Below are 24669 nucleotides of genomic sequence, written 5' to 3' on the forward strand. Positions count from 1 at the left end.
CTCTGCCCTCCCTGGCACTTGCGTACCAGGTGCACGCTAGCCCGCGCGATGCTCCTCCGCACTCGGGGGCGTGTCACCGTCGATCGTCTCCAAGCCGTCCACGATTCGCTGCGCACGGCCCGTCAGCTTGTCGTGCGACGTGCCGAGCGCGACCGCGATACGGCGGATGTGCGCCAGCGTCATCGGCGCCTTGCCGTGCACCAGCTTGGACAGGGTCGTGCGAGGTATACCCGTGCGCTCCGCAAGATCGGTCGCGGACATGGCCGGTGTCTGACCGGCCATGCGGCTACGGACCAGTGCGGCGAGGACACGGTCGAACTCGTCAGGCTGCGGGCGCGTTCCACTAGGCATACCTGTAATGATGCCACCACCAGCACGTTTGATACAGATCTGGCGCACCTCTTGCGTGAGTCGTGCCACATGTGGCACAGTTCTCCACATGGAACGCACCAACCTCACAGAAGAGGACGCCGACATGGTCCTCGACGCCGAGGCGTCGCGGCGCATCACCACGATCCGCAAGCAGCACAGGATCAGCATCCGGGCACTCGCCGCCGGAGCCGGCATGTCGAAGCGAACGCTCGACCGCCGCATCGACGAAGGCGGCTGGTACCTCCACGAGCTGCGCGCCATCGCCAACCACCTGGGCGTCTCCATCGGGGACCTCACGGCCGACTAGCGCGCCCTCCACCGTTCCATATGGAACACACCGCACGACTCAACTGCACAGCGGCCGTACCCACTACCCGCAAGAGCGCGACTCGCGCCACGACGGCGGCAGGACAGGGATCGACTCGTGAGAGCCCCGGGGGAACGAAGAGGGAGGCATCCCTTCAACGATGCGCGATCAGCAACGGCTACCCCGCAAGCACCAGGGCGGCATGCCGTGAACCCCGGTTAGCCAAAGCACGGGGTGTCGCGCACGTACAGCAGCACCCCCCTGTTCACGCGCCCGGCATCGACGTCGGTCGCCCCCCGAGAGGAAGTGCCCCGTGGCACTCAAGTTGAACCTCACCGCTAAGCGTCGGCAGGCGCTGCAGGATGTGGCGGACGGAAAGGTCGAGTTGTACTGGCCGATTGCCCCGAACGCCCCCATCTACTTCGAAAAGGACGGTGGATTCGGGCGCCAGGCAGACACTCGGTCCCTGAACTGGCTCCGAGCCGAGCGCCTCATCACCCACTCGCCGAGCGACCGCTACCGCCGCTCCTCCGCCATCCTCACGAGCGACGGCCGGGCCGCACTCGACGGCCCGTCCGATGACTGACGAACTCGACGCCGTTGCGACCGACTGGCGCCCGTCCGCACGTGACGACCGTGCCGCGATCCACGACGCGATCGAACGAGCCGCAGCAGCCAACGACGGACACGTGCACATCGCCGACGTCCGCGGCTACCTCACCCGCGACGTCGACCCCCACCGTGTCGGCGCCGCCATCTGCGCGCTCGTCCGTGCCGGAGTCCTCGTCGGCACCGGCACCTACCGCGACAACGGCAACCACCGCAGCCGCAACCGCACCAGGCCCGCCGAGGTGCGCTACCTCACCCAACCCATCCCGGAGGCCACGTGAGCGACGACCTGGACTTCCACGACGCCGCCTGGTTCGCCCAGCGCATCGACATGTCCCTCGACTGGGTGCGCCGCCACACCAACACACTCCCCCACCACCGCATCGGCCGCCTCGTGAAGTACGACGCCCACTGCGTCGCCCTCTACCGCGATCGCACAGCCACCAACCCTGACGAAATGCGCCGGACACAGCGGTCCCGCGCAAGGAAGTGAGCCCACCATGTTCAACCCGTTCCGCCGCCTGCGCGCGGCTTTCAACAACCACCCGTTCTCCGCAGCCTCCGTCGAGACGTTCCTCGCCGACGATCACGGCACCAACGACGCCCCGGCCCACACAGGCACGCGCACCCCGGTCTACGACGGCCTCGTCGCGGAGAAGCTCGCCACCGCCCGCGACGCCATGCCGCCCCTGCCGAGCACGCAGCACATCGCCGAGATGGTCGAGGAGGGCAAGGCCGACGCCGACCTGTACGACGACCTCCTCGACGCCCTCGTCGCATCCCCCGAGCAGGTCTGGGACATCTTCACCGTGGACACGGGGTCGGACCGATGAGCGCCCTCGCCATCATCCTCGGCCTCGTCGCCCTGGACCACTGGCTCAAGCACCGCCACGACGCCGACATGCGCCGCATCGAGGCCTACGCGAACGAGGTGTCGTCATGAGCGCCGCCGTGCCGACCTGGAACCCTGACGCGCACGAACCGTGGCACCCGTCCACGTACTGGGACGAACTCAAGAACCAGGGCCTAATGCCCGAGCCGTTCGCCACCGTCAGCCCCGAGGGCCCCGCGAACATCCCCGAGCCGATGCCCGAGATCGACCGCCCTGTCGGCGAGGTGCTGCCCGACGCGATCACCGTCCCCGGCGCGCTCGTCATCCCGCCGAAGCAGGCACACCGACCCGCCTACGCCAACCCCACGTTCCGCAACCTCATGGGGCGCATTGGTCCCGGTGCAGCGGACCAGGTCGAACGTGAGCTGTCCCGGGCGCGCGCGTTTGAGGTTATCGCACGGGCGGCGGTCGAGTTCGTCGAGGACAACAGCGACGAGAAGCAGGCCGTGCTCATCGAGGCCGTGCGCGAGAACCGGGCGGCGGTGCAGACCGATGGTTGACGCCCGCTTCCTCACCGTTGCGGTCGAGATCTTCGATCAGGAGTACGGCGTCTGGTGTGACGCGTGCTCGCTGCCGTCCGCCAAGACCGTCACGTTCGCTACGACTATCGGCGACCGGACTCGACTCGGTAGCCGGACAGTCTGCGTCGACTGCGGAGCCACGTCGTGAACCGCTCCGACGAGCCCCTCCACGACCAGCGCATGGAGGACCGGCACCGGCACGAAATGGACGCCGCCCGCCAGTACGCGCTCGACACCATCCGACTCGCCGACCCCGACCCGCCCAAACGCCGCGAGCCACGACCCCCGCGACCACCCGAACCGCGATGGGGCGACGACATCCCCGACCCGATCAACGACCCCGGCATCGAGACCGACGCCGAGTACATCGCCAGCGTCATCGAGCACAGGAGGAAGTTCCCATGGTGAACGCTCAGCAGTTCCGCAAGAAGCCTGTCGTCATCGAGGCCATGCAGATGGCCAACCAGCGCCAGAACTGGACCGACGACGAAGCCGAAGAGATGACCGACCACCACGCCGACGTTGCGCGCTGGATCGAGTCACACGGTGGCACGGTCGAGGACTATGGCGTGAACTTCCTCGAGATCGAGACGCTCGAAGGAACCATGAACGCGAGCCTCGGTGACTGGGTCATCCGCGGGGTGCAGGGCGAGTTCTACCCCTGCAAGCCCGACATCTTCGCGGCGACCTACGAAGCGGTCTAGCCATGACCGCCGACACCAAGGCCGAGGGCGACCTGCTGGCCGAACTCGCAGCCCGTGACGACGAGGTCCTCGCAGCATCCGAAGCACTCCGCCGCGTCGAGGACTTCAACACCCCCGAATGGTTCGACGCGCACGGCATCTGGGCCGACGCCGTAGACCGCCGCGACGAGGTCATCCGCCGCATCGACACACACCAGGAGTCGTGATGGTCGCCAAGCGATCCGAAGTGGAACGCGCCGTGGTCGTGCTGATGCGGAACCTCGCGCCGGAGAAGTGGCAGCACCCGGACGGATGGGCCGACGCTTTGCCGCCCGAAGCGCGCGACGACATCTTGACCGTCATCGGCGCATTCATCACACTCCGCTACCAGCTCGACAGCACTCGGGCCGAACTCCACGCGACACGCGCTGCACTCCGCAAGTCCGTGTCTCGTGCGACGCAGGCCCGTGAGCGCATCCCCCTGCTCCATCGCGCTCCCGCCCGTGACTTCATCGAGCGTGTCCTGTCCGAGCACATCCTCCTCGGCTATGGGCAGTGCTCATGCGGCGCAGCCTTCCCCACGCAAGGGCACTACTCGCGCGACCACCGGCAGCACCTCGCCGTCGTGATCGTCGCCGCTGTCGAGGAGAACGAGAAGCGCGATCGACGCGCCACCATCCGCGACATGACCGGCGACGCGACCGCAGACGGGCCGACCGGCGACGGATTCGAGGCCACCCGATGAACGCCCGCCGCGAGCTGATCACCGACGTCCTCAACACCCTGCACCTGCACCTCGACCGCGAGAAGCAGGAAGTCACCCTCCACCCACGCAAGCCGCGCATCAAGATCCGCCGCGACGACCGCGTGTACCTCATAACCATCAAGGAGAAGCGATGAGCACGTACATGTACCTCGTGTGCCGCGACCACCAGCCACCTCTCATCGCTGAAGAGGAGTCGGGCCAGCACTTCTATGACCTGCCGCGCATCCGCGAGGAGATCGCCAACCGAGCCGCCCTCGCCACAGCGCACGAATCGGGCGACCTCTGGCGTCAGTACGACCAGATGGGATCCGGCCATCCCGATGCTGCCGCCGCCTACTTCCGACGTAACTCGGGCGCGTTCCTCTCGCGGCACCTTGAGTGCCGCATCGGGATCCGCGACGAGTACGGCCGCGACCACACCGAACCGGAGCCGGGCGAATGACAGCCGCCGACACGGTCCCCGCAGCCGCCACCCTCCGCCACGCCATCGAACGCGAGAACGCATCCCTCGGCCGCTGCCGAGGTGATGAGCGGTGCCACAACGACCATCTCGACCTCCTCAACCAGTACCGCCGCGCCCGCGACGTCTTCGCCGAGGATGCGCCCACCGACGACGACAAGAAGTGGGCACTCGGCATCCTCTACAACGCCCGCAGCACCTACGGGACAGGAGCAACGTCATGACCGCACCCCTCATCTTCATGGACACCGAGACCACCGGCCTGTCGCTCGACGACGACATCTGGGAGTTCGCCGGCATCCGCCGCCACCCGGATGGCCAGGAGATCGAACTCCACCTGTTCATCGACCACGACGTCGCGAAGTGCGGCAGGCTTCCGGACTCGTTCCATCGCGACCACATGGCGCGGTGGCCCAGCGGGTCGGTAGGTGCGGTCGCGCATGCGGACGCGGCCCGTCAGATCTCGCGCTTCCTCGCCCGGGATGTCGAGCACGGCAAGGCTCATGTTGTCGGCGCTGTGCCGAACTTCGACACCGAGCGCCTGGCGCTGCTGCTGACCGCGCACGGATATCCGACCGGCTGGCACCACCACCTGATCGACATCGAGAACCTCGCCGTCGGATGGCTTGCCGGGCAGGCCGCAGCGAACAACGGCACCGATGCTCCCGTGCCCCCGTGGGACTCCGACGACCTGTCCCGCGCGGTCGGTGTCGAACCCCCGACCGACGAGCGGCACACCGCCATGGGAGACGCGCGCTGGGCCATGGCCGTCTACGACCGCGTCATGGGAGAGAGGCCATGACCGCCACGACCGAGCTTGCACCCGGCATCCACCTCGGCATCCGAGACGGGGACTACCACCCGATGCCCGGCCTGTCCTCCACCGGCATCAAGAACATGCTCAAGTCGCCCGCGCACTACCAGTGGTACCGCACGCACCGGAAGGAACGGCTCGCGTTCGACCTCGGCCACGCAGCCCACGCCAAGATCCTCGGCGTCGGCCTCGGCGTCATCGCCTACCCCGACGAACACCTCACGCCGTCCGGGAACGTGTCCACGAAGGCCGCGACCATCCAGTGGGCCACCGAGCAGCGCGCACATGGTCTCGTGCCCATCGCACCCGACCAGATCACCGCCGTCGACAACATGGCCAAGGCGATCGAGGACCACCCCATCGCCGGACCGCTATTCACGAACGGCGCACCCGAGGTGTCGCTCTTCTGGGACGACCCCGAGACCGGCGTCCGGTGCAAGGGCCGCATCGACTGGCTACGTGGTGAACCCGTCGCCGTCGACCTCAAGACCGCGCGCACCGCCGACCCCCGACGGTTCGGACGCACCGCCGCCGACTACGGGTACGCCGAACAGGCCGTCCACTACCTCAACGGGCTGCAGGCCACACGCGGCGACACCGACGCCCGGTTCTTCCAGGTCCTCGTCGAGACCGACGCTCCACACTTCGTGTCCGTCGTCGAGCTCGACGAGACGTTCCGCATGCTCGCCGCCGAACGAGTACGCCGTGCCATCGACACCTACGCCGAATGCGTCGCGACCGGCGAATGGCCGGGGTACGCGCCCACGATCCACCCCGTCGCCGCGCCTTCCTGGTACGCCGCAGATGAAGAGGAGTTGCCCGACTCATGGACCTGACCGAAGCCGCTGCCCCCCGCAGCGACCAGCTCAACGCTGACGACCTCATCGGCGGGCCGATCACCGTGACGATCACCGAGGTGAAGATCGTCGGCGGAGAGCAGCCCGTACAGGTGCACACCATCGAGACCCCCGGACGCCCCTGGAAGCCCAGCAAGGGGATGCTCAGGGTTCTCATGGCCGCATGGGGCAAGGACGAGTCCGTGTTCGCCGGCCGTCGCCTCACCCTCTTCCGAGAGCCCAAGGTGAAGTGGGCGGGCCAGCAGATCGGCGGCGTTCAAATCTCGCACATGTCGCACATCGACAAGCCGCTGGTGACGAGCCTGACGACGGCGAAGGGTAAGCGCGAGGCGTTCACCGTTCAGCCCCTCACATCCGAGCCCACCGCCGAGCAGGTCGCCGCATGCGACGACCATGCCCAGCTGCGTTCCATGTGGAACGCATCCGGCCCCGAACGGCGCGCCCAGATCGAGGCGCGCGTCAAGGAGCTCCCGACCGCACAGGAGGACGAGCAGCCATGACCACCCAGCGATTCGACCTCCGCAAGACTCACGCCCCGCTTAAAGAGCGTCTCTTGAGGCGCACCGCCCGAGTCGGCGAGTGCTGGATCTGGGGCGGCTATCTGACCTCAGACGGCTACGGGCGAATCGGCACAGTCCGCAACCGAACCGCTGCCACACACCGCGTCTCCTACGAACTGTTCGTCGGACCCATTCCGCAAGGGATGCAGCTCGATCACCTATGCCGGAACCGCGCGTGCGTGAACCCCGACCACCTCGAGCCGGTCACGCCCGGGGAGAACACCCGCAGGTCTCCGGTGACTCGGGCCTCAATCAATCGCGTCAAGACCCACTGCATTCGAGGCCACGAGTTCACCCCGGACAACACGTACACCTACGCGGAGAAGAAGCGAGTGTGCATCACCTGCCGACGCGCGCGAGATGTCGCCCGGCGCGCCGGGCGCCGGGCACAGAGAAGCGGAGAAGCAGCATGACCGGAATGCGATACGCGATGGGACTCGGCCAGAGCCCCGCGCCCGGCTACCGCGAGAACACCAACGACTGGCGACTCCGGGCAGCCTGCCGCGACGCCGACCCCGAACTGTTCCACTCGGTCGAAGGTGAACGCGGCTACGCCAAGCTGCGGCGCGAGGTCGAAGCGCTCGCCATCTGCAAGGAGTGCCCCGTCCGCGAACTCTGCCGCGCCGACATCCTCGACTACGCCGTCAACGGACTGCACCCCGGACTTGCTGAATGGGGAGTCATCGGCGGACTCGCCGAGGATCAGCGCAAGCCCATCATCCGAGAGGCAAGGGCGGCAGCACGCGAGGCACGCAAGACGGGACAGGCAGAGCCCAAGCACCGCCGTGCCGCATGCGGCACCCCATCCGGCTACACCCTGCACTTCCGCCGCGGAGAGAAGCCCTGCGAAGCATGCCGCGCCGCAGGAACCGAAGCCCAGCGCCGGCGCCGCGCAGTCACCAAAGCCGCCTGCGCATCCCCCGACTGCCCGAACAAGGCCCGCTCCCACGGCATGTGCCGCAACCACCACCTGCAAGCACAGGCCGCAGCATGAACCGGCCGAAGATAGTCGACTTGTTCTGCTGCGCCGGCGGGGCAGCTACGGGCTATCACCGCGCCGGGTTCAACGTCGTCGGTGTCGACATCGCCCCCCAGCCCAACTACCCGTTCGAGTTCCACCAGGGAGACGCGCTCGACTTCATCTCCGAGCACTGGCGCGAGTTCGACGCCATCCACGCGTCGCCCCCGTGCCAAAGCCACACCGCACTGACCAAGGGGAACCGGAAGCGCGACGGATGGACCGACGAGCATGTCGACTTCATCCCCGAGGCCCGGCGCCTACTTCACGCGACCGGCCTGCCCTACATCATCGAGAACGTCCAGGGCGCACCCGTCCGACGCGACATGACGCTCTGCGGCGAGATGTTCGGACTCGGCGTCATCCGACACCGGTACTTCGAGCTCGGGCGCTGGGCCGGCGCGGCTCCCGCACACAAGCCGCACCGCACCGGGGCCGAGTGCGCGGGTGGCGGCACGGCGAGTACTTCGACGGCCCCTACTTCGCCGTCCATGGTGACGGCGGAGGCAAGGGCACCGTTGTCGAGTGGCAGCAGGCCATGGGTATCGACTGGTCCGACGTCCGCCGCGAGATCGCCGAGGCCATCCCCCCGGCGTACACGGAGCACATCGGCACCCAGCTCCTCGCCCACCTCTCGAACGAGGCCGCCGCATGATCCGCCACCTCACCGTCTGGTCGGGCCTGTTCCTCATCGCGTGCCTCGCCGCAACCCAGTGGGCGCGCACCATGCACCCCGAGATCGTGCCCGGCTGGTGGTGCATCAACGCGATCGTCGCCGGGTTCCTCGTCGCTTCCCTGTTCATCCGAAGGAGTTCCGATGAGTGAGCCGACGACGATCCACGTCGACCTCCCCGCGGGCCTGTGGTGGACGTCGAACGACCTGCGCGGGTCGCATCACAAGTGGGACTCGAAGGTTCGCGCGGTCCGGATGCTCGGCAAGTCCGCCGCCATCGCCCAGCGCGCACGACGCCACAACGTCGTCGAGCTCGAGGTCTGGGTCGGCTACCCCACGAACGTGCGCGCCGATCCGCCCAACGTCGCAGGCACCGTCTCGAAGCACTGCCTCGACGGCATGGTCGACGCCGGGATCCTGCCCGACGACGACTCCCGCCACATCACCGCCACCACCTACCGCCGCGAACCCAACCGGTGCGCGCGCGGCATCCACACACTCCGCTTCGTACTCACTGAGGTGACGCCATGACCGCCACGACGCACGTCCCCATCCTCGACGCCGAGACGCTGTGCGAGGAAGGCGCCTGGAACGCCTACCTCGACCGCGTCGGACCCGGTGCCGCGCGAAACGCCATCTGCGAACTCAAGGCCGACCTGCGCGCGCAACGTCGAGCGAGAATCCCCGACGGAGCAGGCAAGCAGGCAGACCGTGAGTACAAGGCATGGCTCCGAACCCAGGCACGGTTCGAGGGGCACGTCAACCGCCGCCTCGGTGAGGTGCAGGCGCTCATCAGGACCACCTCCGAGCCCACCGGAAACGTCCTGCGCCGAGCCATGACCGAGCTCGTCGACACCATCGCCGCGCTCACCAAGGCCATCGACGACACCGACCTCGAACACCTCCTCGACGACCACTTCATCGTCCTGGGCAACGAGCGCATGACGCTCGCAGAAGCGCTCGACACCGGGCTGTTCGATCGGCGCCAGCGATGACCCCCGCAACCCTCCGCGAGCAGGCCGCCATGCGCCGCGCCGACGCCTGGGTCTGGTGGATCAGCACCGCACGCCCTCACGGCTTCCCCGAGAACCAGTGGGACACCGACGCGCGCGACACCTACTACACGGCCCGCGACGCACTCACCGCAGCACGGGAGGACCAGTGAGCACGCCCAACGTCTGCGGCTGCGGCAAGCCCTACGACACCACCCCCACCGGCCGGCTCTGGCACAAGACCATCTACGGCCACGGACCATCCCCCGCACGAGAGGAGGCGCAGTGGACCCCTACGACCCCTGGGACAACCAGCAACTCGCACGCGTGATCGCCCGCACCAAGTCCATCCTCGGCCACGCAGACGGGCGCGAGAAGCAGGCCATCGACGAAGCCCTCCTCGTCCTCCAGGGCGCCACCGACGCCGAGATCGCGATGCTCCGGGAAGGGGCGAGCTGATGGCACGCATGCGCTACATCAAGCCGGAGTTCTGGACCGACTCGACCATGGTCAGCCTGTCCCGCGACGCACGGCTCTTCTACATCGGCACGTGGAACTTCACCATCTGCGAGCAGGGCCACCTCGAGGACGACCCGGTGCGGCTCAAGATGCAGATCTTCCCCGCCGACAACGTCGATGTTGGATCACTTCTGGATGAGTTGATCGACTCCGGTCGGATCATCCGAATGGAGTCCAACGGACGCACGTTCCTTCAGGTCAAGGCCCTCTCGAGCCACCAGAAGACCGACCCTCGTTGGGCGCCCAGGTGCGTGGCCTGCAAGAACGCTGACGAAACCTCACCGAACCCCACCGAAACTCGGGAGAGTTCCGGAGAGTTCTCCAAGACTCCCCGGAAAACGCCCAAGGAGGGGAGGGGAGGGGATAGGAGAGGAGAAGAGACTTCGTCCAACGCTCCGCGTCGGACCAGCGCGGCAGACCCCGGCTTCGACTCCTTCTGGGAGGTCTACCCCCGGCGCGAAGCCAAGAAGGCAGCCGAGAAGGCATGGGCCAAGGCAGCCAAGGAAGCCACCCCCGGCCGCATCATCCTCGGAGCCAAGCGCTACCGGGACGACCCCAACCGCGAGGCACCCTTCACCGCGCTGCCTGCAACCTGGCTCAACGGTGGCCGCTGGGACGACGACCCGCTCCCCACCCGCAAGACCGGCACCGACAACGTCACCCGCCCCACCTTCTGGGATCGAGGCCCCGTATGACCGACGACCGTGAGATGTGGGAGATCTACGACACCCGCACCGGAGAGAGCGCACAGATGTCCGTCTATCTGCGGCGCGAGCGAGCTGAAGCGGCCATCGCCTACTACATAAGGCGGGATGCCGAGGGCGGCCGTCCAGACCTTCATGACACAGTGCCGCACCTTGCTGCACGCAGGAGGGAGCGCTGATGACCGACGACCACTCCCCCGAGCTTGCCCTCCTCGGCATCGCGATGCACAAGCCCTCCGTCACGGCCGACGTCGACATCCACGAAGCAGACTTCGGGATCCCCAAGGCCGGCGCCGTGTGGGACATCATCGCGAACCTGTTCGGACGCGGTGAGCCTGCAGACCCACCGACGGTCTGGGCGAACGTCAGCCAGTCGTCGGTGCGTGGCATCGACGTCGGGTGGCTTGCTGACGTGTACGGCGACGCACCGCCCACCGCGCACGCCGACCACTACGCGCGCCTCGTCATGGACGAAGCCACGTACCGACGGCTTGAAGGGTGCGCACTTCGCATCCGGCAGACCGTGCAAGAGCGCGTGCCCGCAGCCGAAGCCGTCGAGATGGCGCGCGGCTGGGTCGACGCATCCAACCGGGCCGTCGCTGAGACCCACTTCATCGGCGACCGGCTCGAAGGCACCCTCGACATGCTCGAAGCCCCGGAGCCGGACTACACACCGACACCTTGGCGCGACATCAACGAGCGCATCGGCGGGCTGCGGCCCGGGGCCATGTACGTCATCGGTGCCCGCCCCGGATCCGGCAAGACGCTCATGGGCCTGCAGCTCGCGGTGCACATGGCGCGTCACGGGCACGTCGCGTTCTCGTCGCTCGAGATGACGCAGGCCGAGTTGCACCAACGCGTGCTGGCCCAGGTGACGGGGATCGCTCTCAACCGGTTCCTCGACCACCAGCTCGACGTCGCCGACTGGGGCAAGATCTCCGCGCACCGGCCCGAGATCGCGGGCCTGCCCCTGTCGATCGACGACTACTCGGCGGCCAGGGTCACGCACGTCCGGTCGCACGCACGCACCGTGGCACGTCGCGGCCCGCTCAAGGCCGTCGTCGTGGACTACATCGGGCTTATGCAGAACCCGCCCGGTGACCGCCGGCCACGTCACGAGATCGTCGGCGAGTACTCCCGCGGGCTGAAGCTGCTCGCGAAGGAGCTCAACGTGCCGGTCGTCGTCCTGGCGCAGTTGAACCGGCAGGGTGCGGGGCGTGCTGACTCGCGGCCCGTGCTGTCCGACCTTCGTGAGTCGGGCTCGCTGGAACAGGACGCTGACGTTGTGCTGCTGCTACACCGCGACGTCGAGGACGACCCGACCCTGCTGCACGTCGGCGTCCCGAAGAACCGCCAGGGCATGCAGGACGTCAAGCAGCTGCACTGGGACGCCGCACATGCCCGCCTGCTCGACCGCGCATGGCAGCCGTCAGGAGCCGTCGCATGACCATCAACCCCGCCCACCACCCGACCCGAGGAGACCGCATGAGCACCGACCGCACCCCGATCGACAGGGCCGCCGGATGGTTCCGCGGATGGCGCCCGTTCCCGACCGGAGTAATCCCCGATGACCTCGCGACCCTCGAGGACCGCGAGGCGGCGCGGGAGGTCCTGTCCGCTGCCCTGACGAACGACGCCGACCCGGACTGGCTCGCGGACGTGATCGAGGCCGCGGGTGACGAGTGGTGCAGCGTGGAGGACCGCATCGGAGGGCGTGGCCTCTTCATCGCCGATGCCGTGCGGGCCGCGATCCTCGGGGCCGACCAGTGAGCCGCCCCACGTTCCTCTGCGGCGGCGACCTCACCCCGGGGCCGCGCGACACCGACTGCCCGAACAGCCTCCACGACCACCCGCTGCCGTCCGGGTACGTGGACGCCGCGGAGGTCGCAGGGCGTCGCCTCCGCACCGGGTGGGCGAACCGCAAGTGCCCCGACTGCGGGCTCTACGGGTGGATTCCCGGACCTGGCTACGACACGAGGAGCGACCGATGACCGACCACCCCGCACCCAACCCGAACCAGCCCGATGCACCAGTCCCCTCCGCGTTCGACATGGCCCGCGTGCTTGCCGACGACCCGCGCTCCCGCATCACGCCCGAGTTCCGGGACGCCGCGTTCGTACTCGCTGAGCAGTGGGAGCACGACGGCACGCACACCCACGCGGACGGCGGGCTGGCGACCGTGCCCTGCGTCTCGGTCACGGCCGCTGTCCGCATCGTGTGGGACTACCTCGCTGCGGTGCTGCCCGAGGTCGAACGTCATGCGAAGGCAGCCGCCTGGGACGAGGGCGAGCACGCCGGGTGGCAGAACCACCAGTACGACGCAGACATGACCAACCCGTACCGCGAGAAGGGAGACGGCCGTGGGTGACTACACGCCCAGCACGGACGAGGTGCGCGGGCGGTACATCTTCGATGACTACAGCCCCGATCCCGCTGCGGCGTTCGACCGTTGGATCGCCGAGCACGACGCCGAGCGCGAGAAGGCCGTGCGCGAACGCATCGCACAGGACATCGGCCGGGACATCGCGATGGTCGAAGCGTGGCCCGCGGAGAGCCACGACCAGGCGGGCCAGTACGCGGCCGTGCGTGAAGGGCTGATCCGCGCCGCTCGGATCGCACGCGAGGGGGTGGCACCGTGAGCAAGCGATGCAACGCCACTGACCCCCACTACGCGCACATCACCGCCTACTGGTCCACATGGGCCGGGAAGTGGGTCGAGTACGTGTGCCCCGGCATCAGGGAGACGCCATGACCGATATGCCAAACATCTCAGAGTCCGACCTGCGCGACGAGAAGCCCGGAGGCATGGACCTGCTGGACGAAGCCACACGACTCGCGGACGTAGCGCCTCCCGGGTCGGCTGCGGAACGCATCCTCGTGACGCCGAGGGTTCTGCGCGCCCTGGTCGAACGGGTGCAGCGGTTCGAGTCCACCGCCCGAGCCGACATCGAGCAGATCCAGCGCGAGGCATCCGACGAGCCTTACACCGAGCCGGACCACCTCGACGACATGCTCGGCATCGACCCGAACAACCTCGCCGACCGACTCGCAGGGCGCGCTGCCGAGTACCGCAGGCAGCGCGACGACGCCGCACGACGGGCACGAGAGGCGCGGGGCAAGCTCGACGGCGTGCGCGACTGGGCCGAGAAGGGCAACCACCCGGACGACCCCGATGGGTGGCAGGCCGGATACGAGACAGCCGCCCGTGACGTGCTCGCCATCATCGACGCTGACGGGCCTGTGCGCCGATCTGAGGGCACGGGCGGCGCCCAAGCCACCTGGGGAGGTCCCGACGTCTGAGAGGCGCACAGACGCCCGCACGCGCCCACGAGCGATCCGCATAGACGCATGCGACCCACATGGGGACGATTCGCTAGACTTGGCACACCACCCGGCGGACGCGCCGGGTGGACTTCCAACAAGGGAGAACCGGCCCGTGGACAATCTCACCGCCCTCGCCGCACGAGACAGCCTCCTCGCCATCGTCGCCGCATGGCCCGCACTCCACGCCCGACTCACGCCCGGCGGCGCATCCAACGGCGGAGGCACGCGCACCGCACCCGGCAGCCGGCCGCCCATCAACATCCACATCTCCGACCTCATGCACGAGATCGCCTCGGCCGCAGAGTTCTACGGACAGGTGCTCCTCGAAGAGACCGACGACTGGCAGCCCGACACCAGCCAGATGCCCGGACTCCTGCGCTCCGTCGCCCTCCGCTTCGGCCACTTCACCCATAGCGGCGACGACAAGACCGCCTACGACTTCACCGACACCGCGCACGAACTGCGGCGCAAGGTCACGCACACACTCGAGCAGCCCGAACCCCCGCGCTGGATGGGGCCGTGCGTCCAGCCCGGATGCGACGGCGAGTACCGACTGCACGAAGGACGCACCGACGCGCGCTGCCCCGAATGCGGCGAGAGTGCCGGCCTCCTCGAGATCCAGTCACACCTCGCCGAGGCATTCCAGTCCAGGCTCATGACCCGGTCGGAGATCATCTCCGCGCTGTACGTAGTTGGGTTCGAGGTAAAGCCCAAGACGCTTGAGCGATGGGTCGAACGGTGGGCCAACTGGAAGGCGGCAGTAGACGGCGGCAGCAAGGCGAAGCGGCCGAGGCAATGCCTCGAGCCTGTCGTTCGGGACCCTGACCTGTTCCACTTCCGCGACGCGAAGGCGCTTGCCGCACGATCCGCACCGCGCCGTGACGACGCCCAGATGGCGAAAGGCGAACTTGTCGGTTAGCCTTAGGGCAAGATTGCACGTTCTGTCGATAGGCCCTCGGTTCACACCGGGGGCCTTCGTCATGTACAGACCACACGCCCGCCCCTCGGTGACCACCACCCGAGGGCACGGGCGGGCAACGTGGAGGGTGACGATGCCCCGCGACAAGCAGCACCAAGCCGACGTCGCGAAGCTCCGAGCCAGACGCATCCCAACCTGTGCGATCTGCGGACAACGCATCGACTACGTACTGCGCTGGCCCGACCCCGACAGCTTCAGCCTCGATCACACCAAGGCCGTGGCCCACTACCCACACCTCGAGCACGACCCCGGCAACCACCGAGCAACACACCTCGGATGCAACTCCTCGCGCCAGACGCGAGAAGACCGGCCCGGACTCGGCTCCACCTCCCGCTCCTGGTAGACCTAATCGACCACCTGGCAAGAGGTGAACCGGCATGGCTGAGCGCACCTGCACGGTCGAAGGATGCGAACGTAGGCACGAGGCCCGCGGCCTATGCAGGGCGCACTACAAAGCCCAGCGCAAGGCTGAGGGCTACCAACCGCCACCAGTTCAGGCTGAATGCAAGGCGTGCGGCGCTGCCTTCGGACGGCTCGACCGCAAGCAGGTCTACTGTTCCGCCGAGTGCCGCGAGCCCATGCGTGTGAGCCAGATCAAGGCCGTGATGGACGGCTACGGGGCGCGGTGCCGGATCTTCCGCCATCTCTGTGCATCGTGCGCATCCCCGGTGTTCACAGGGCGCCGCACTGAGCCTCGCAGTTTCACCTGCTCGGCGGCCTGCTCGGACGAGTTCCGGCGATGCCAGGACCGCAAGAAGCGGCGCTGGCATGCGTGCGTCGACTGCAACGCGCAATGGGCCGCGAAGCCAAGGTCTGGGCCAAGGCATCCGGCCCCGACGCGCATCACGGGCATCCTTCTAGACGAGAGCCAGAGGCAGGGACACATCTGGGTCCGATGCCCTGAGTGCCGCTCGGACGCGATGGCTCGCAGCCGAGAGAGGGCGAGCGCGACACGAGTCCGGGTCCCTGATGAGCCGCGAAACCACAGGTCGAGAGCGCGACGCTACGGTGTCAACTACGAGCCGATCAAACCTCGCAGCATCTTCGAGCGAGATGGATGGACCTGCGGCATCTGCTCAACCAGGGTTGACGCGACTCTTGCATGGCCACACCCAATGAGCGCAAGTCTCGACCACGTCATCCCGCTCTCGCGCGGAGGTGAGCATGCGCCGGGCAATGTCCAGTGCACGCACCTTACTTGCAACGTTCGGAAGGGTGCGAAAGTCCCAGCAGCCCCCTGAGGGGTAAGGGGGTCGGCGCCACCAGGAGTCCTGAGGGGCGGCCACCGCCGGGGTGGTGTTCTTTCCCCCTCCCGGGGGGGTACCCCATCGCGCGCGTGAGGAGGATCCCCCGTGGCCGGTGTTCTGGATGCGTTCGAGAAGACGGTTGAGGCTCTTCCTACTGCCGATGTTGACGCGGCGGCGGTTGCCCTTGGTCGGACTCTGGCGCAGCAGATCGACGCCTCGGAGTTCCTTGAGGGCGAGGCGCGGACGAAGGCGCTATACCTGACGCCACACCTGATGAACGTGCTGAAGGAGTTGCTGGCGACGCCGGCGGCGCGTGCTGCTGTGCAGGGCGTGGCTCCGGTGGCCCAGTCGGGGAAGGCGGGGCGGTTGAAGCGTCTGGCGGTGGTTCCTGGTGGTGCGTCCTAAGCGGTACGGGTCGGAGACGCCGCGAGTCTTCACTCCTCCGCTGCGGGAGTTGACGCCGGAGACGTCTCTGGGGTTCGCCGCGGTCGAGTTTGCTCTCGAGGTGTGCGGGATCGACCTGTACCCGTGGCAGAAGTGGCTGCTGATCCACGCGCTCGAACTTGACCCGGCGTTGACGGCGGACACGATCACGAAGCGCGGTCGCTTGGACCCGATCTTCCGATTCCGCAAGGTCATCGTGCTGGTGGCTCGGCAGAACGGGAAGTCGACGCTGTCGCAGGTGCTGAGCTTGTTCTTCCTGTATGTGCTGGGGACGGGCCTGGTGCTGGGGACGGCGCAGGATCTGGACACGGCCGAAGAGGTGTGGGACGGCGCGCTCGACATCATCGAGGACACGCCGGAGCTCGCCGCACTGGCTGACAAGCCGGTGAAGGTGAACGGCAAGAAGACGATCCGGCTGAAGACGGGTGAGCGGTACAAGGTCAAGGCGGCGAACCGTCGCGCTGGCCGTGGGCTCTCCGGTGACCTGATCCTGCTGGACGAGCTGCGCGAGCATCAGTCGTGGGACGCGTGGGGTGCGATCACGAAGACGACGCAGGCCCGGCCGGCGGCGATGATCTGGGCGCTGTCGAACGCAGGGGATGCGTCCAGTGTCGTGCTGCGGTATCTGCGGAAGCAGGCTCATGCGGCGCTCGGCGATCCGGACGGCATCAACGCGTCCGACGACCCGAGCACGCTCCTGCCTTCCGAGGCTGAGATCGAAGGCATGACCGATCTCGCGGACGACGATGGCGGCGAAGAGCTCGAGCCGGAGGATTTCGAGGATGACCCGGACACGCTAGGGCTGTTCGAGTGGTCGGCTCCACCGGGCTGCGACGTGACGGATCGTGACGGTTGGGCGTGGTCAAACCCGTCAATGGGGTACGGCATCAGCGAGCGGACGATCGCCGGGGACGCCAAGGGCGACCCGGAGTGGGTGTTCCGCACTGAGGTGCTGTGCCAGTGGTCGGACGGCTCTCTTGAAGGGCCATTCCCCCCCGGCATGTGGGAAAACCACTTCGAGTTGGGCGACCCGAAGGGCTGCCTCGACCCGGAGTCGGGCATCCCTGCCGGCGGGGTCTTCGTCTTCTGTGTGGATGTGTCCTGGGATCGCTCGCAGGCGCACATCGCGGTGGCGGGGCGCCGCGCAGACGGCCGCGTGCATGTCGAAGTCGTGGCGTCGCGCTACGGCACTGACTGGGTAATCCCGTGGCTCTTGGCTCGCCCTGATGGTTCGGACGTGGCGCGCAAGGACTCTCCTGGTCTCGTCGGTGTGGCGTTGCAGTCTGCCGGCGCTCCTGTCTCGTCGATCCTGGCCGCCCTGAAGGCGTCCGGGATCACTGTCATCGAGTGGGCCGGTTCAGACCTAGGGCGTGGCACTGGTGAGTTCTACGACCTGGTGCGTTCCGGGGAGTTGCGGCACCGAGCTCAGCCGGTTCTGGACGTTCCGGCCGCTACTGCTCTCCCGAAGCCACTGGCTGATGCGTGGGTGTGGGATCGCAAGAAGTCTCCGGTGGACTCGGCCCCGCTGATGGCTGTTACCGGTGCCACGTGGGCGCTGTTGAACCACAAGCCTCCGGTCAGGTCGGCCTATGAGGACAACGACTTGATCGTGATCTGAAGGGGGCGGGTGTATGGGCTTCATCAGCCGCTTCCTGGGCATCGACCGCGTGCCGTCGTACCCGTTCGACACCTCAGATGCCGCGCAGCGTGTGCTTCCGGAGCCGTACGAGCCTTGGATGGGGGCGGGATCGTACGGGATCGCGGTGGCGGACCCTGGCGTTCCTCTTGCGGAGCTTCACAAGGCTCGCGTCGAGGCGATCTGGCGGACGCAGCCGAACGTGCGCAAGGTTGTGGACTTCTGTGCGCGCAACATCGCGAGCATCCCCATGAACGCCTACGAGCGGGTGTCGGACACGGATCGGCAGCGTCTGCATGGTCATGTCCTGGCCGAGACGCTCCGTTCCCCGCAGCCGCGCGTGTCCCCGTACCGGTTCTGGCACTCTGTCCTGTCGGATGGGCTGCTGTACGACCGGTGGGCGGCCATCATGGAGCCGCAGGACGATGGGAGCCTGAACCTGGTTCAGGTGCCGTCGTGGCGGCTGCGGTTCGACGTCGACGCGCTCCGCCGGGTTACGACGGCCTGGTTCTGGGTGGGTGACGCCATGCGTCGCCAGGACGGCGACGTCGATGGCTGGCGTCCGCTCGACCTGTCGATGCTGCTGTTCGACCACGGGTACGCGCCCAAGATCGCCGGCCTGTCTCCCCTGGAGACACTGGCGGACATTCTCGCCGAGTCGTCGGAGGCGGTTCAGTACCGCCGGCAGGTGTGGAACAACGGCGCGCGGGTCCCGGCGTGGATCGAGCGCCCGGCGCCGGCTCAGCCAGGGGGTGACTGGTCTCCGCAGGCCAAGGAGCGCTTCACGGCAGGGTTCCGAGCCTCCTACACGGGCGACGGCCCCCAGGCGGGCGGCGTTCCCCTGCTCGAGGACGGCATGAAGCTCCATGGCCTGGACGCCTTCACCCCGCAGGACGCGATGGACCTTGAGGGGCGACGTCTGACCGCGATCGAGTGCGCTGCGGCGTGGCACATCGCCCCGGAGCTTGTCGGTGCACAGCAGGGAAACTACTCGAACGTGCGCGAGTTCCGGCAGATGCTGTACCGCGACTCGCTCGGGCCGTACATCTCGGCATGGGAGGGCACTCTCAACGCCCAGTTGGTTCCTGAGGTTGCCGGATCGCGTCGCCTGTATGTCGAGGCGAACGTCGAGGCGAAGCTGCGCGGTTCGTTCGAGGAGCAGGCGGAGGTCAAGCAGTCCGCGACTGGTGCGCCGTGGCTCACTCGAAACGAGGCGCGCGCACTGGAGAACCGGCCCCCGATCGAAGGTGGCGACGATCTCGTCGTGCCGCTCAACGTTCTCGTAGGGGGCCAGGCTTCGCCTCGGGACTCCGCTCCGAAGGCTCGGACGTGGCAGGTCAAGGCGCGGGCGGACGAGTCGGTCGTGGAGAAGGCTCGCCAGGTGCTTGAGGCGTTCTTCGAGCGTCAGCACCGGGTTCTGGCGTCGCTGGCTGGTGCTGGCGGTGTCACGTGGGACGAGGAGCGGTGGAACCGAGAGCTTGCCGCTGACCTGGTCGCTCTGAACGCTCTGATTGCCACTCAGGCGGGCAAGTCTGCGCTTGAGCGGCTTGGCTTCGACCCATCTCTGTGGGACGAGGGCTTGACGCTCGGGTGGCTGAGGGCGAACGCCTCCGGTGTTGCGGAGGGCATCAACGGACGCACCCGTGTCGAGGTTGAAGAGGCTGCCGGCAAGGACGACCCGGTCGTGTCGATCAATGACCTGTTCGCGGGTGTCGTCATGGCGCGCGCGGCTCAGATCGCCACGACTCAGGTCACGGCGGTCTCTGGTTTCGGCACGACTGAGGCGGCTAAGCAGGCTGGTCTCACCGCGGTGAAGACGTGGCGCACCACTGCGACCCCTTCGCGCCACTCACGCCTGAACGGCGAGACAGTCCCCGTTGGGGAGACGTTCAGCAACGGGGCTCGGTGGCCTGGCGACTCAACCCTGGACGACGACGATCGTGCGGGCTGTACCTGCGAGATCGACGTGACCGTGGAGGCATGATGCACACCAAGGATTTCCGAGCGGCCGTGAAGGCTGTAGGACCCCAGGACGGCCTGGAGGACGGGCAGTTCGAGGCGATCGTGTCCGTCTTCGGGAACGTCGACTCCTACGGGGACGTCGTTATGCCGGGTGCGTTCGCTGGCGACCTGAGCCGCTGGGCGCAGAAGGGCGACCCCCTGCCTGTCATCTGGTCCCACGACTGGGCTGACCCGTTCGCACACCTCGGGCGCGTTCTCGCGGCCGAGGAGCGAGACGGCGGACTCTGGGTGCGGGCGCAGATCGACGATCTCGCGGACAACCCGAAGGCTGCGCAGGTGTACCGGCTCCTGAAGGGGCGCCGTGTCACCCAGTTCTCGTTCGCCTACGACGTCCTCAAGGGCGGGTTCGAGACGGTCGACGGGCAGGACGTCTACGCCCTGCACGAGCTCAAGGTCCACGAGGTGGGTCCATGCCTCCTGGGCGTGAACCAGGACACCGAGCTCCTCGCGGTCAAGGCTCAGCGGCTCGCTGCTGACGCGAAGGCTGGCCGGGTCCTGTCGCAGAAGAACTACGAGACGCTCGTCTCCGCCCGGGACGCGATCGACGGTGTGATCACCGCGGCGCTGCCTGAGGAGGAGCCCAAGGCGGCGGCCAAGAAGTGCGACCGCGACAATCCCCAGCAACTCGGCGACGGGCGTTTCAAGACGTGCCCGGAGCACAACGTCGAGCACGGGCGCGAGAAGAGCGCCCCCGAAACTCCCGCACCGACCGGTGCGGGTCCGACCGAAGAGCCGAGCCAGGCCGACGCTACGGCGGATGTCGACGAGGAGCCCACCGGGGCCAAGTCGACCGACCCCGCAGCGTTCGCTCCGCGACGTGCCCTCGCGGTCGCCACCATCACCACCCTCTGAGAGAGGCAAGACGATGAATCTCAAGGCGCAGATGGCGGCCCTGAAGGCTGCCATGCAGAAGACGGTCGACACGGCGAAGGCCGAGGACCGCGACCTGACTCCCGAGGAGTCCACGGACATCGAAGCGAAGGCCGCCGAGCACGCTGAGCTCGCCGAGCGGCTCGAGAAGTCACAGAAGGCGAGTGCGCTCGTCTCCGGGCTGGCCGACGCGCCCGCCGATGTGCCCGACGGGGAGAATGGCCCCGAGGCTCCCGCGAAGGCGGGCGGCATCGGGCGTGCGTTCGTCGAGTCGGAGGGCTTCAAGGCCTTCCGCAAGTCGCACCCGACCGGCATCGGCTCTGGCTCCCCGGTCCGCATCGAGGCCAAGGGCCTCGGCGGTGTCCACGAGCTAGGGATCGGACGCAAGGCCACGATCGACAGCACCACCGGTCAGATCCGCACCGAGCGCGAGCCCGGCTACCGGAACTACCTCCCGGTCGACGAGCCGCTGTCGTTCCTCGACCTCATCACCACGGGGAACACCAACCAGGCGTACTCCGAGTACGCGCAGGTGATCTCGGAGAACAACAACGCTGCGGTCGTCGCGGAGGGTGCCCTCAAGCCCCTGTCGGACGTCACCACGGATATCCAGGAGTCGAAGGCGTTCACCTACGCCGACGGCTTCGACATCACGAACCAGACGCTCGCCGACGACGGCGCCCTCGCGGCGTTCATGGAGTCGCGTGTGCGCCGGCACGTGCTGGGTGTCGTCGAGCAGAAGATCTTCAACGGGACGGGCGCCGGCACGGAGCCGCTCGGCATCATGAACACCACGGGCACCCTCGCCCAGGCGTTCTCCACCGATGTCGTGACGACTCTCGCTCGGGCGCTGGAGAAGTTCCAGACGGCGAACGGGGACACGGACGCGCAGGCGATCGTGATGAACCCGGCTGACATCTGGAACCTGCGGCTGCTCAAGGGCACCGACGGGCACTACCTGCTCGGAAACCCGCTGCAGCAGGGGCCGATCCCGACGCCGTGGGGCGTGCCGCTGGTTCGCTCGAACAAGATCACGGCTGGGACGGCGCTCGTCGGCCGGTTCGACTCGGTCAACTTCCTCCAGCTCGAGCCCCTCAACGTGCTGGCGTTCAACCAGCACAAGGATTACGCCCAGCTCAACATGGTGTACGTCCGGGCCGAGATGCGTGGGCGTCAGCTCTTCTACGCCCCGCGTGAGGTCGTCGTCGCTGACCTGGCGGTCTGATCATGGGTGCCACGGCCGGGATGGTCGTCGTGAACGGTGTCCGCTACAGGGCTGAGGACGCGAAGCGCCTTGGCCTCGTGGCGGACGAGACTCGCGACGACGGTGAGAAGCAGCGCAAGACTGCGCCGAACAAGGCGCGAACCACTGCGTCCACGAAGTGACGGATGGAGCGTGAGTCCAGGTGAGTGAACTGCCTCTTGCGTGGGAAGACGGCCTGGACTCACGCTCCACCGACAAGCAGGTGGCCCTCGATCATGCTTCGGCGGTTGTTCGTGGCATCGTCGGGTGGCACGTGTACCCGGAGCGGGCGGAGACGTTCACCGTCAACGGCTCCGGGGCGAGTGTAGTGTTCCTGCCGACTACGAACCTCGTGTCTGTTGTCGATGTTGTCGACGATGGGAAGTCCGTCGACGTCGAGTGGTCCACGGCGGGCTACCTGCGACATGCCAACGGGGCGCGCTTCACCGCCAAGCTTCGTGGCGTCCGGGCAGACGTCACCCACGGGTATGCAGACATCCCGCCCGACCTGGCTGACGTCGTCATGGGGCTCGCAGAGCGCATCATGCAGGACCCCACGCTGGCGCACGGGAACGAACGCCTCGGCGACTACTCCGTGACGTACGGCGACCTGTCGCCACTGCATCAGGCGATCGTGAACAAGTACACGCTGCCGAGGCTGGCATGAGAGTCCCGGCGACGTGGTGGCGTGACGAGGTCGAGATCCGACCGTTCAAGGGCAGCGGCGGGATGGGCGACGAGTTTGGGGACCCGTTCACGGTGCTGGGCTCAGTGGATGCGCGCCAGAGCGTCGTGCGGTCTGACTCTGGTGAGGAGTCCATCGCTGAGGTGACGGTGCACCTTCCGCCCCGCATCAAGGTCGGCGGGCTCATGGTCGACACGTTGCAGGCGGTCACGGAGCAGTCGGAGATTACGCACATGGGCCGGACGAGCGTGGCCCTGTCGGTGAAGCCTCACACGTCGCGCGGCCGACTGGTTTACGTGACGGTGGCGACGACCTAGCTCGCCTGCTGCCATGCGGACATCTGCACAGCCTGCGTGGCTTCCCTGTTCGCGGCGGCACGCTTGCTTGCCATGACGAGGAGTGCGACTGCTGCGGCGATGAGTGCGACGCCGAGGAACGGTGCGGACTGGGCGACGAAGAACAGTAGCCCGGAGTCGTCCGTCCCGACGCTCGTCACGGCGCCGATCGAGAACAGCGGCCACACGACGAGCAGCATGAGGACGCCAGCGGTGAGTAGCGGCCAGCCCCAGGCTCGGAGTGTCCCGGTAGGGCGGATCGGCTGAGTGTTCATACCACCTAGGGTACGAGCGGCTGGGGGTGTGTGACGGGTGAAGTTCTTCCTCCCCATTCTCTCCACAATTGAGCAGGCGGCGCGGGATGGTCTGGTTGAGGGCGCCGAGGTGGTCCTGGCCGAGTCGAATCGTCGCGCACCTGAGGACACGGGTGACCTGAAAGAGGCCGGCTTCGTCGAGGCGAACGACCTGACGGTGAAGGTCGGCTACCAGTCCCCCATCGGGTACCCGTACATCCTGCGGCAGCACGAGGACCTCGACATCAAGCACGACACGGGTGAGGCGAAGTTCCTCGAGCGCGCCGAGAAGGCGAAGCGGTCCGAGGTGCTCGCGATCGTGGAGCGACACGTCAAGGGGGCGCTCGATGGGTGAGTCCTACATCCCCCTCGGGCAGCACCGACGCTCCATCGAGATCCTCCAGGCAGTCATCGCCCGGCTCGAGGAGGGCGGTGAGGATGACTGACTCCGAACTGACCAAGCGGCTCTGCGAGCTGCTCGGCGCCCTGCCTGGCTGGGCGTGGGGCACGGGCTACACGGCGTCGGACGTGGGCGTGTTCTACGGCCGGATCGGCACCTCACCGGAGCAGGCGTGCGGCGTGCGCGTGTATGACGGCGACGACGAGCTCGTGACAGGCCTGAAGGTCCGGCGTGTGCAGCTCCGGTTCCGTGGCGCGAGGAACGTGCCCGACGGTGCGGACCTCCTGGCTGATGTCGCGTTCGGCGCGCTCCAAGGGCTCTCCCGCTGGGAGGGGATCAACGGTGTCCGGCGGCTCTCGATTGCGCCGACGGGTGCCGACACCAACGGCCGTGAAGAGCGGACCGACAACTACATCGTGACTGTCGATAACGCGGAGGCGTGAC

45 protein-coding genes and 1 pseudogene are annotated in these 24669 nt (G+C 67.6%); 44 read left to right on the forward strand and 2 right to left on the reverse strand.

The window, feature by feature from the left end:
* Window positions 1–36: 36 nt before the first annotated feature.
* Window positions 37–420, reverse strand: coding sequence for a helix-turn-helix transcriptional regulator (locus AC4H2G_RS13295; RefSeq protein ID WP_494366207.1), 384 nt, complete (start codon window positions 418–420; stop codon window positions 37–39).
* A 19-nt stretch (window positions 421–439) separates the two neighbouring features.
* Between AC4H2G_RS13295 and AC4H2G_RS13300 the strand changes: the two genes are divergently transcribed.
* The 42 genes and pseudogenes from AC4H2G_RS13300 to AC4H2G_RS13505 all read left to right on the forward strand — a co-directional run bounded on the left by AC4H2G_RS13300 (window position 440) and on the right by AC4H2G_RS13505 (window position 23514).
* On the forward strand, window positions 440–679 hold the full coding sequence (locus AC4H2G_RS13300; protein WP_494366208.1) for a helix-turn-helix domain-containing protein: 240 nt from the start codon (window positions 440–442) through the stop codon (window positions 677–679).
* Between the two features lie 313 nt (window positions 680–992).
* Complete coding sequence (locus tag AC4H2G_RS13305) at window positions 993–1265, forward strand: hypothetical protein (RefSeq protein ID WP_494366209.1); 273 nt, start codon at window positions 993–995, stop codon at window positions 1263–1265.
* Window positions 1258–1569: a hypothetical protein gene (locus AC4H2G_RS13310; protein ID WP_494366210.1), complete on the forward strand. Its 312-nt coding sequence runs from the start codon at window positions 1258–1260 to the stop codon at window positions 1567–1569. Before AC4H2G_RS13305 ends, AC4H2G_RS13310 begins: the two co-directional genes overlap by 8 nt.
* Window positions 1566–1781 (forward strand): hypothetical protein, encoded by a 216-nt coding sequence (locus tag AC4H2G_RS13315; RefSeq protein WP_494366211.1) that lies wholly within the window; start codon window positions 1566–1568, stop codon window positions 1779–1781. The genes AC4H2G_RS13310 and AC4H2G_RS13315 overlap by 4 nt, the downstream gene beginning before the upstream one ends.
* A gap of 7 nt (window positions 1782–1788) precedes the next feature.
* Window positions 1789–2121, forward strand: a complete 333-nt coding sequence (locus AC4H2G_RS13320) for a hypothetical protein (protein ID WP_494366212.1) — start codon at window positions 1789–1791, stop codon at window positions 2119–2121.
* A gap of 106 nt (window positions 2122–2227) precedes the next feature.
* Window positions 2228–2680 (forward strand): hypothetical protein, encoded by a 453-nt coding sequence (locus tag AC4H2G_RS13325; RefSeq protein WP_494366213.1) that lies wholly within the window; start codon window positions 2228–2230, stop codon window positions 2678–2680.
* A gap of 165 nt (window positions 2681–2845) precedes the next feature.
* Window positions 2846–3109 carry a hypothetical protein gene (locus AC4H2G_RS13330; protein ID WP_494366214.1) on the forward strand — a complete coding sequence of 88 codons (264 nt, stop codon included), beginning with the start codon at window positions 2846–2848 and terminating at the stop codon, window positions 3107–3109.
* Window positions 3103–3405, forward strand: coding sequence for a hypothetical protein (locus AC4H2G_RS13335; RefSeq protein WP_494366215.1), 303 nt, complete (start codon window positions 3103–3105; stop codon window positions 3403–3405). The genes AC4H2G_RS13330 and AC4H2G_RS13335 overlap by 7 nt, the downstream gene beginning before the upstream one ends.
* A gap of 2 nt (window positions 3406–3407) precedes the next feature.
* Complete coding sequence (locus AC4H2G_RS13340; protein ID WP_494366216.1) at window positions 3408–3611, forward strand: hypothetical protein; 204 nt, start codon at window positions 3408–3410, stop codon at window positions 3609–3611.
* Window positions 3611–4129 (forward strand): hypothetical protein, encoded by a 519-nt coding sequence (locus AC4H2G_RS13345; protein WP_494366217.1) that lies wholly within the window; start codon window positions 3611–3613, stop codon window positions 4127–4129. The genes AC4H2G_RS13340 and AC4H2G_RS13345 overlap by 1 nt, the downstream gene beginning before the upstream one ends.
* On the forward strand, window positions 4126–4284 hold the full coding sequence (locus tag AC4H2G_RS13350; protein WP_494366218.1) for a hypothetical protein: 159 nt from the start codon (window positions 4126–4128) through the stop codon (window positions 4282–4284). Before AC4H2G_RS13345 ends, AC4H2G_RS13350 begins: the two co-directional genes overlap by 4 nt.
* The gene (locus AC4H2G_RS13355) at window positions 4281–4592 is read left to right on the forward strand and encodes a hypothetical protein (RefSeq protein ID WP_494366219.1); all 312 of its coding nucleotides are present in this window, start codon (window positions 4281–4283) and stop codon (window positions 4590–4592) included. Before AC4H2G_RS13350 ends, AC4H2G_RS13355 begins: the two co-directional genes overlap by 4 nt.
* A complete protein-coding gene (locus AC4H2G_RS13360; RefSeq protein ID WP_494366220.1) occupies window positions 4589–4834 on the forward strand; it encodes a hypothetical protein in 246 nt (81 codons plus the stop codon). The genes AC4H2G_RS13355 and AC4H2G_RS13360 overlap by 4 nt, the downstream gene beginning before the upstream one ends.
* 17 nt (window positions 4835–4851) lie before the next feature.
* Window positions 4852–5412, forward strand: a complete 561-nt coding sequence (locus AC4H2G_RS13365; protein WP_494366221.1) for a 3'-5' exonuclease family protein — start codon at window positions 4852–4854, stop codon at window positions 5410–5412.
* Window positions 5409–6260 carry a PD-(D/E)XK nuclease-like domain-containing protein gene (locus tag AC4H2G_RS13370; protein ID WP_494366222.1) on the forward strand — a complete coding sequence of 284 codons (852 nt, stop codon included), beginning with the start codon at window positions 5409–5411 and terminating at the stop codon, window positions 6258–6260. Before AC4H2G_RS13365 ends, AC4H2G_RS13370 begins: the two co-directional genes overlap by 4 nt.
* Window positions 6251–6781 carry a hypothetical protein gene (locus AC4H2G_RS13375; protein ID WP_494366223.1) on the forward strand — a complete coding sequence of 177 codons (531 nt, stop codon included), beginning with the start codon at window positions 6251–6253 and terminating at the stop codon, window positions 6779–6781. Before AC4H2G_RS13370 ends, AC4H2G_RS13375 begins: the two co-directional genes overlap by 10 nt.
* Window positions 6778–7254 carry an HNH endonuclease signature motif containing protein gene (locus tag AC4H2G_RS13380; protein WP_494366224.1) on the forward strand — a complete coding sequence of 159 codons (477 nt, stop codon included), beginning with the start codon at window positions 6778–6780 and terminating at the stop codon, window positions 7252–7254. The genes AC4H2G_RS13375 and AC4H2G_RS13380 overlap by 4 nt, the downstream gene beginning before the upstream one ends.
* Window positions 7251–7835, forward strand: a complete 585-nt coding sequence (locus AC4H2G_RS13385; protein ID WP_494366225.1) for a WhiB family transcriptional regulator — start codon at window positions 7251–7253, stop codon at window positions 7833–7835. Before AC4H2G_RS13380 ends, AC4H2G_RS13385 begins: the two co-directional genes overlap by 4 nt.
* Window positions 7832–8155 (forward strand): annotated as a pseudogene (locus tag AC4H2G_RS13390) (DNA cytosine methyltransferase); the annotation flags it as partial. The gene AC4H2G_RS13385 and the pseudogene AC4H2G_RS13390, both read left to right, overlap by 4 nt.
* Window positions 8156–8298: 143 nt before the next feature.
* Window positions 8299–8514, forward strand: coding sequence for a hypothetical protein (locus tag AC4H2G_RS13395; protein ID WP_494366469.1), 216 nt, complete (start codon window positions 8299–8301; stop codon window positions 8512–8514).
* On the forward strand, window positions 8511–8684 hold the full coding sequence (locus tag AC4H2G_RS13400) for a hypothetical protein (protein WP_494366470.1): 174 nt from the start codon (window positions 8511–8513) through the stop codon (window positions 8682–8684). Before AC4H2G_RS13395 ends, AC4H2G_RS13400 begins: the two co-directional genes overlap by 4 nt.
* Window positions 8677–9063, forward strand: a complete 387-nt coding sequence (locus AC4H2G_RS13405) for a hypothetical protein (RefSeq protein WP_494366226.1) — start codon at window positions 8677–8679, stop codon at window positions 9061–9063. The genes AC4H2G_RS13400 and AC4H2G_RS13405 overlap by 8 nt, the downstream gene beginning before the upstream one ends.
* A complete protein-coding gene (locus tag AC4H2G_RS13410; protein WP_494366227.1) occupies window positions 9060–9527 on the forward strand; it encodes a hypothetical protein in 468 nt (155 codons plus the stop codon). Before AC4H2G_RS13405 ends, AC4H2G_RS13410 begins: the two co-directional genes overlap by 4 nt.
* Complete coding sequence (locus AC4H2G_RS13415) at window positions 9524–9697, forward strand: hypothetical protein (protein WP_494366228.1); 174 nt, start codon at window positions 9524–9526, stop codon at window positions 9695–9697. The genes AC4H2G_RS13410 and AC4H2G_RS13415 overlap by 4 nt, the downstream gene beginning before the upstream one ends.
* A 112-nt stretch (window positions 9698–9809) precedes the next feature.
* Window positions 9810–9983, forward strand: a complete 174-nt coding sequence (locus tag AC4H2G_RS13420) for a hypothetical protein (RefSeq protein WP_494366229.1) — start codon at window positions 9810–9812, stop codon at window positions 9981–9983.
* A gap of 8 nt (window positions 9984–9991) precedes the next feature.
* On the forward strand, window positions 9992–10738 hold the full coding sequence (locus tag AC4H2G_RS13425) for an LvrA C-terminal domain-related protein (protein WP_494366230.1): 747 nt from the start codon (window positions 9992–9994) through the stop codon (window positions 10736–10738).
* Window positions 10735–10926, forward strand: a complete 192-nt coding sequence (locus AC4H2G_RS13430) for a hypothetical protein (protein ID WP_494366231.1) — start codon at window positions 10735–10737, stop codon at window positions 10924–10926. The genes AC4H2G_RS13425 and AC4H2G_RS13430 overlap by 4 nt, the downstream gene beginning before the upstream one ends.
* Window positions 10926–12194, forward strand: a complete 1269-nt coding sequence (locus AC4H2G_RS13435) for a replicative DNA helicase (RefSeq protein ID WP_494366232.1) — start codon at window positions 10926–10928, stop codon at window positions 12192–12194. The genes AC4H2G_RS13430 and AC4H2G_RS13435 overlap by 1 nt, the downstream gene beginning before the upstream one ends.
* Window positions 12195–12232: 38 nt before the next feature.
* Window positions 12233–12517 (forward strand): hypothetical protein, encoded by a 285-nt coding sequence (locus AC4H2G_RS13440; protein ID WP_494366233.1) that lies wholly within the window; start codon window positions 12233–12235, stop codon window positions 12515–12517.
* Window positions 12518–12734: 217 nt separating this feature from the next.
* The gene (locus tag AC4H2G_RS13445) at window positions 12735–13115 is read left to right on the forward strand and encodes a hypothetical protein (protein WP_494366234.1); all 381 of its coding nucleotides are present in this window, start codon (window positions 12735–12737) and stop codon (window positions 13113–13115) included.
* Complete coding sequence (locus tag AC4H2G_RS13450) at window positions 13108–13386, forward strand: hypothetical protein (RefSeq protein WP_494366235.1); 279 nt, start codon at window positions 13108–13110, stop codon at window positions 13384–13386. Before AC4H2G_RS13445 ends, AC4H2G_RS13450 begins: the two co-directional genes overlap by 8 nt.
* Window positions 13387–13495: 109 nt before the next feature.
* Entirely contained in the window at window positions 13496–14047 is a 552-nt protein-coding gene (locus tag AC4H2G_RS13455; RefSeq protein WP_494366236.1) for a hypothetical protein, read from the forward strand.
* A gap of 136 nt (window positions 14048–14183) precedes the next feature.
* Window positions 14184–14990 (forward strand): hypothetical protein, encoded by an 807-nt coding sequence (locus AC4H2G_RS13460; RefSeq protein WP_494366237.1) that lies wholly within the window; start codon window positions 14184–14186, stop codon window positions 14988–14990.
* 980 nt (window positions 14991–15970) lie between these two features.
* Complete coding sequence (locus AC4H2G_RS13465; protein ID WP_494366238.1) at window positions 15971–16291, forward strand: HNH endonuclease; 321 nt, start codon at window positions 15971–15973, stop codon at window positions 16289–16291.
* Between the two features lie 111 nt (window positions 16292–16402).
* A complete protein-coding gene (locus AC4H2G_RS13470) occupies window positions 16403–16702 on the forward strand; it encodes a terminase small subunit (RefSeq protein WP_494366239.1) in 300 nt (99 codons plus the stop codon).
* A 49-nt stretch (window positions 16703–16751) separates the two neighbouring features.
* Complete coding sequence (locus tag AC4H2G_RS13475) at window positions 16752–18359, forward strand: terminase large subunit domain-containing protein (RefSeq protein WP_494366240.1); 1608 nt, start codon at window positions 16752–16754, stop codon at window positions 18357–18359.
* A gap of 13 nt (window positions 18360–18372) precedes the next feature.
* Entirely contained in the window at window positions 18373–20361 is a 1989-nt protein-coding gene (locus AC4H2G_RS13480; RefSeq protein ID WP_494366241.1) for a phage portal protein, read from the forward strand.
* Entirely contained in the window at window positions 20361–21251 is an 891-nt protein-coding gene (locus AC4H2G_RS13485) for an HK97 family phage prohead protease (protein WP_494366242.1), read from the forward strand. The genes AC4H2G_RS13480 and AC4H2G_RS13485 overlap by 1 nt, the downstream gene beginning before the upstream one ends.
* A gap of 13 nt (window positions 21252–21264) precedes the next feature.
* The gene (locus AC4H2G_RS13490; RefSeq protein WP_494366243.1) at window positions 21265–22494 is read left to right on the forward strand and encodes a phage major capsid protein; all 1230 of its coding nucleotides are present in this window, start codon (window positions 21265–21267) and stop codon (window positions 22492–22494) included.
* 2 nt (window positions 22495–22496) lie between these two features.
* Entirely contained in the window at window positions 22497–22655 is a 159-nt protein-coding gene (locus AC4H2G_RS13495) for a hypothetical protein (RefSeq protein ID WP_494366244.1), read from the forward strand.
* A 20-nt stretch (window positions 22656–22675) separates the two neighbouring features.
* Window positions 22676–23179, forward strand: a complete 504-nt coding sequence (locus AC4H2G_RS13500) for a hypothetical protein (protein WP_494366245.1) — start codon at window positions 22676–22678, stop codon at window positions 23177–23179.
* Window positions 23176–23514: a hypothetical protein gene (locus AC4H2G_RS13505; RefSeq protein WP_494366246.1), complete on the forward strand. Its 339-nt coding sequence runs from the start codon at window positions 23176–23178 to the stop codon at window positions 23512–23514. Before AC4H2G_RS13500 ends, AC4H2G_RS13505 begins: the two co-directional genes overlap by 4 nt.
* Here AC4H2G_RS13505 and AC4H2G_RS13510 read toward each other — a convergent pair.
* Window positions 23511–23807: a hypothetical protein gene (locus tag AC4H2G_RS13510; RefSeq protein WP_494366247.1), complete on the reverse strand. Its 297-nt coding sequence runs from the start codon at window positions 23805–23807 to the stop codon at window positions 23511–23513. The two genes, AC4H2G_RS13505 and AC4H2G_RS13510, sit on opposite strands and share 4 nt — an antisense overlap.
* A 37-nt stretch (window positions 23808–23844) precedes the next feature.
* Between AC4H2G_RS13510 and AC4H2G_RS13515 the strand changes: the two genes are divergently transcribed.
* The gene (locus AC4H2G_RS13515; RefSeq protein ID WP_494366248.1) at window positions 23845–24180 is read left to right on the forward strand and encodes a hypothetical protein; all 336 of its coding nucleotides are present in this window, start codon (window positions 23845–23847) and stop codon (window positions 24178–24180) included.
* A gap of 83 nt (window positions 24181–24263) precedes the next feature.
* Window positions 24264–24668: a minor capsid protein gene (locus AC4H2G_RS13520; RefSeq protein ID WP_494366249.1), complete on the forward strand. Its 405-nt coding sequence runs from the start codon at window positions 24264–24266 to the stop codon at window positions 24666–24668.
* Window position 24669: the final 1 nt, after the last annotated feature.

The organism is Cellulosimicrobium sp. BMG9.23 (genome assembly GCF_059159985.1).

What these genes read in the sequence shown, in the direction of transcription:
- AC4H2G_RS13485 (WP_494366242.1), top strand. Translation starts at nt 20,361, where the DNA reads ATGCACACCAAGGATTTCCGAGCGGCCGTGAAGGCTGTAGGACCCCAG.
- AC4H2G_RS13480 (WP_494366241.1), top strand. Translation starts at nt 18,373, where the DNA reads ATGGGCTTCATCAGCCGCTTCCTGGGCATCGACCGCGTGCCGTCGTAC.
- AC4H2G_RS13430 (WP_494366231.1), top strand. Translation starts at nt 10,735, where the DNA reads ATGACCGACGACCGTGAGATGTGGGAGATCTACGACACCCGCACCGGA.
- AC4H2G_RS13440 (WP_494366233.1), top strand. Translation starts at nt 12,233, where the DNA reads ATGAGCACCGACCGCACCCCGATCGACAGGGCCGCCGGATGGTTCCGC.
- AC4H2G_RS13310 (WP_494366210.1), top strand. Translation starts at nt 1,258, where the DNA reads ATGACTGACGAACTCGACGCCGTTGCGACCGACTGGCGCCCGTCCGCA.
- AC4H2G_RS13505 (WP_494366246.1), top strand. Translation starts at nt 23,176, where the DNA reads ATGAGAGTCCCGGCGACGTGGTGGCGTGACGAGGTCGAGATCCGACCG.
- AC4H2G_RS13405 (WP_494366226.1), top strand. Translation starts at nt 8,677, where the DNA reads ATGAGTGAGCCGACGACGATCCACGTCGACCTCCCCGCGGGCCTGTGG.
- AC4H2G_RS13510 (WP_494366247.1), bottom strand. Translation starts at nt 23,807, where the DNA reads ATGAACACTCAGCCGATCCGCCCTACCGGGACACTCCGAGCCTGGGGC.
- AC4H2G_RS13490 (WP_494366243.1), top strand. Translation starts at nt 21,265, where the DNA reads ATGAATCTCAAGGCGCAGATGGCGGCCCTGAAGGCTGCCATGCAGAAG.
- AC4H2G_RS13445 (WP_494366234.1), top strand. Translation starts at nt 12,735, where the DNA reads ATGACCGACCACCCCGCACCCAACCCGAACCAGCCCGATGCACCAGTC.
- AC4H2G_RS13325 (WP_494366213.1), top strand. Translation starts at nt 2,228, where the DNA reads ATGAGCGCCGCCGTGCCGACCTGGAACCCTGACGCGCACGAACCGTGG.
- AC4H2G_RS13345 (WP_494366217.1), top strand. Translation starts at nt 3,611, where the DNA reads ATGGTCGCCAAGCGATCCGAAGTGGAACGCGCCGTGGTCGTGCTGATG.
- AC4H2G_RS13360 (WP_494366220.1), top strand. Translation starts at nt 4,589, where the DNA reads ATGACAGCCGCCGACACGGTCCCCGCAGCCGCCACCCTCCGCCACGCC.
- AC4H2G_RS13495 (WP_494366244.1), top strand. Translation starts at nt 22,497, where the DNA reads ATGGGTGCCACGGCCGGGATGGTCGTCGTGAACGGTGTCCGCTACAGG.
- AC4H2G_RS13375 (WP_494366223.1), top strand. Translation starts at nt 6,251, where the DNA reads ATGGACCTGACCGAAGCCGCTGCCCCCCGCAGCGACCAGCTCAACGCT.
- AC4H2G_RS13400 (WP_494366470.1), top strand. Translation starts at nt 8,511, where the DNA reads ATGATCCGCCACCTCACCGTCTGGTCGGGCCTGTTCCTCATCGCGTGC.
- AC4H2G_RS13455 (WP_494366236.1), top strand. Translation starts at nt 13,496, where the DNA reads ATGACCGATATGCCAAACATCTCAGAGTCCGACCTGCGCGACGAGAAG.
- AC4H2G_RS13425 (WP_494366230.1), top strand. Translation starts at nt 9,992, where the DNA reads ATGCGCTACATCAAGCCGGAGTTCTGGACCGACTCGACCATGGTCAGC.
- AC4H2G_RS13520 (WP_494366249.1), top strand. Translation starts at nt 24,264, where the DNA reads ATGACTGACTCCGAACTGACCAAGCGGCTCTGCGAGCTGCTCGGCGCC.
- AC4H2G_RS13300 (WP_494366208.1), top strand. Translation starts at nt 440, where the DNA reads ATGGAACGCACCAACCTCACAGAAGAGGACGCCGACATGGTCCTCGAC.
- AC4H2G_RS13350 (WP_494366218.1), top strand. Translation starts at nt 4,126, where the DNA reads ATGAACGCCCGCCGCGAGCTGATCACCGACGTCCTCAACACCCTGCAC.
- AC4H2G_RS13340 (WP_494366216.1), top strand. Translation starts at nt 3,408, where the DNA reads ATGACCGCCGACACCAAGGCCGAGGGCGACCTGCTGGCCGAACTCGCA.
- AC4H2G_RS13385 (WP_494366225.1), top strand. Translation starts at nt 7,251, where the DNA reads ATGACCGGAATGCGATACGCGATGGGACTCGGCCAGAGCCCCGCGCCC.
- AC4H2G_RS13365 (WP_494366221.1), top strand. Translation starts at nt 4,852, where the DNA reads ATGGACACCGAGACCACCGGCCTGTCGCTCGACGACGACATCTGGGAG.
- AC4H2G_RS13320 (WP_494366212.1), top strand. Translation starts at nt 1,789, where the DNA reads ATGTTCAACCCGTTCCGCCGCCTGCGCGCGGCTTTCAACAACCACCCG.
- AC4H2G_RS13370 (WP_494366222.1), top strand. Translation starts at nt 5,409, where the DNA reads ATGACCGCCACGACCGAGCTTGCACCCGGCATCCACCTCGGCATCCGA.
- AC4H2G_RS13465 (WP_494366238.1), top strand. Translation starts at nt 15,971, where the DNA reads ATGGCTCGCAGCCGAGAGAGGGCGAGCGCGACACGAGTCCGGGTCCCT.
- AC4H2G_RS13415 (WP_494366228.1), top strand. Translation starts at nt 9,524, where the DNA reads ATGACCCCCGCAACCCTCCGCGAGCAGGCCGCCATGCGCCGCGCCGAC.
- AC4H2G_RS13355 (WP_494366219.1), top strand. Translation starts at nt 4,281, where the DNA reads ATGAGCACGTACATGTACCTCGTGTGCCGCGACCACCAGCCACCTCTC.
- AC4H2G_RS13410 (WP_494366227.1), top strand. Translation starts at nt 9,060, where the DNA reads ATGACCGCCACGACGCACGTCCCCATCCTCGACGCCGAGACGCTGTGC.
- AC4H2G_RS13380 (WP_494366224.1), top strand. Translation starts at nt 6,778, where the DNA reads ATGACCACCCAGCGATTCGACCTCCGCAAGACTCACGCCCCGCTTAAA.
- AC4H2G_RS13435 (WP_494366232.1), top strand. Translation starts at nt 10,926, where the DNA reads ATGACCGACGACCACTCCCCCGAGCTTGCCCTCCTCGGCATCGCGATG.
- AC4H2G_RS13335 (WP_494366215.1), top strand. Translation starts at nt 3,103, where the DNA reads ATGGTGAACGCTCAGCAGTTCCGCAAGAAGCCTGTCGTCATCGAGGCC.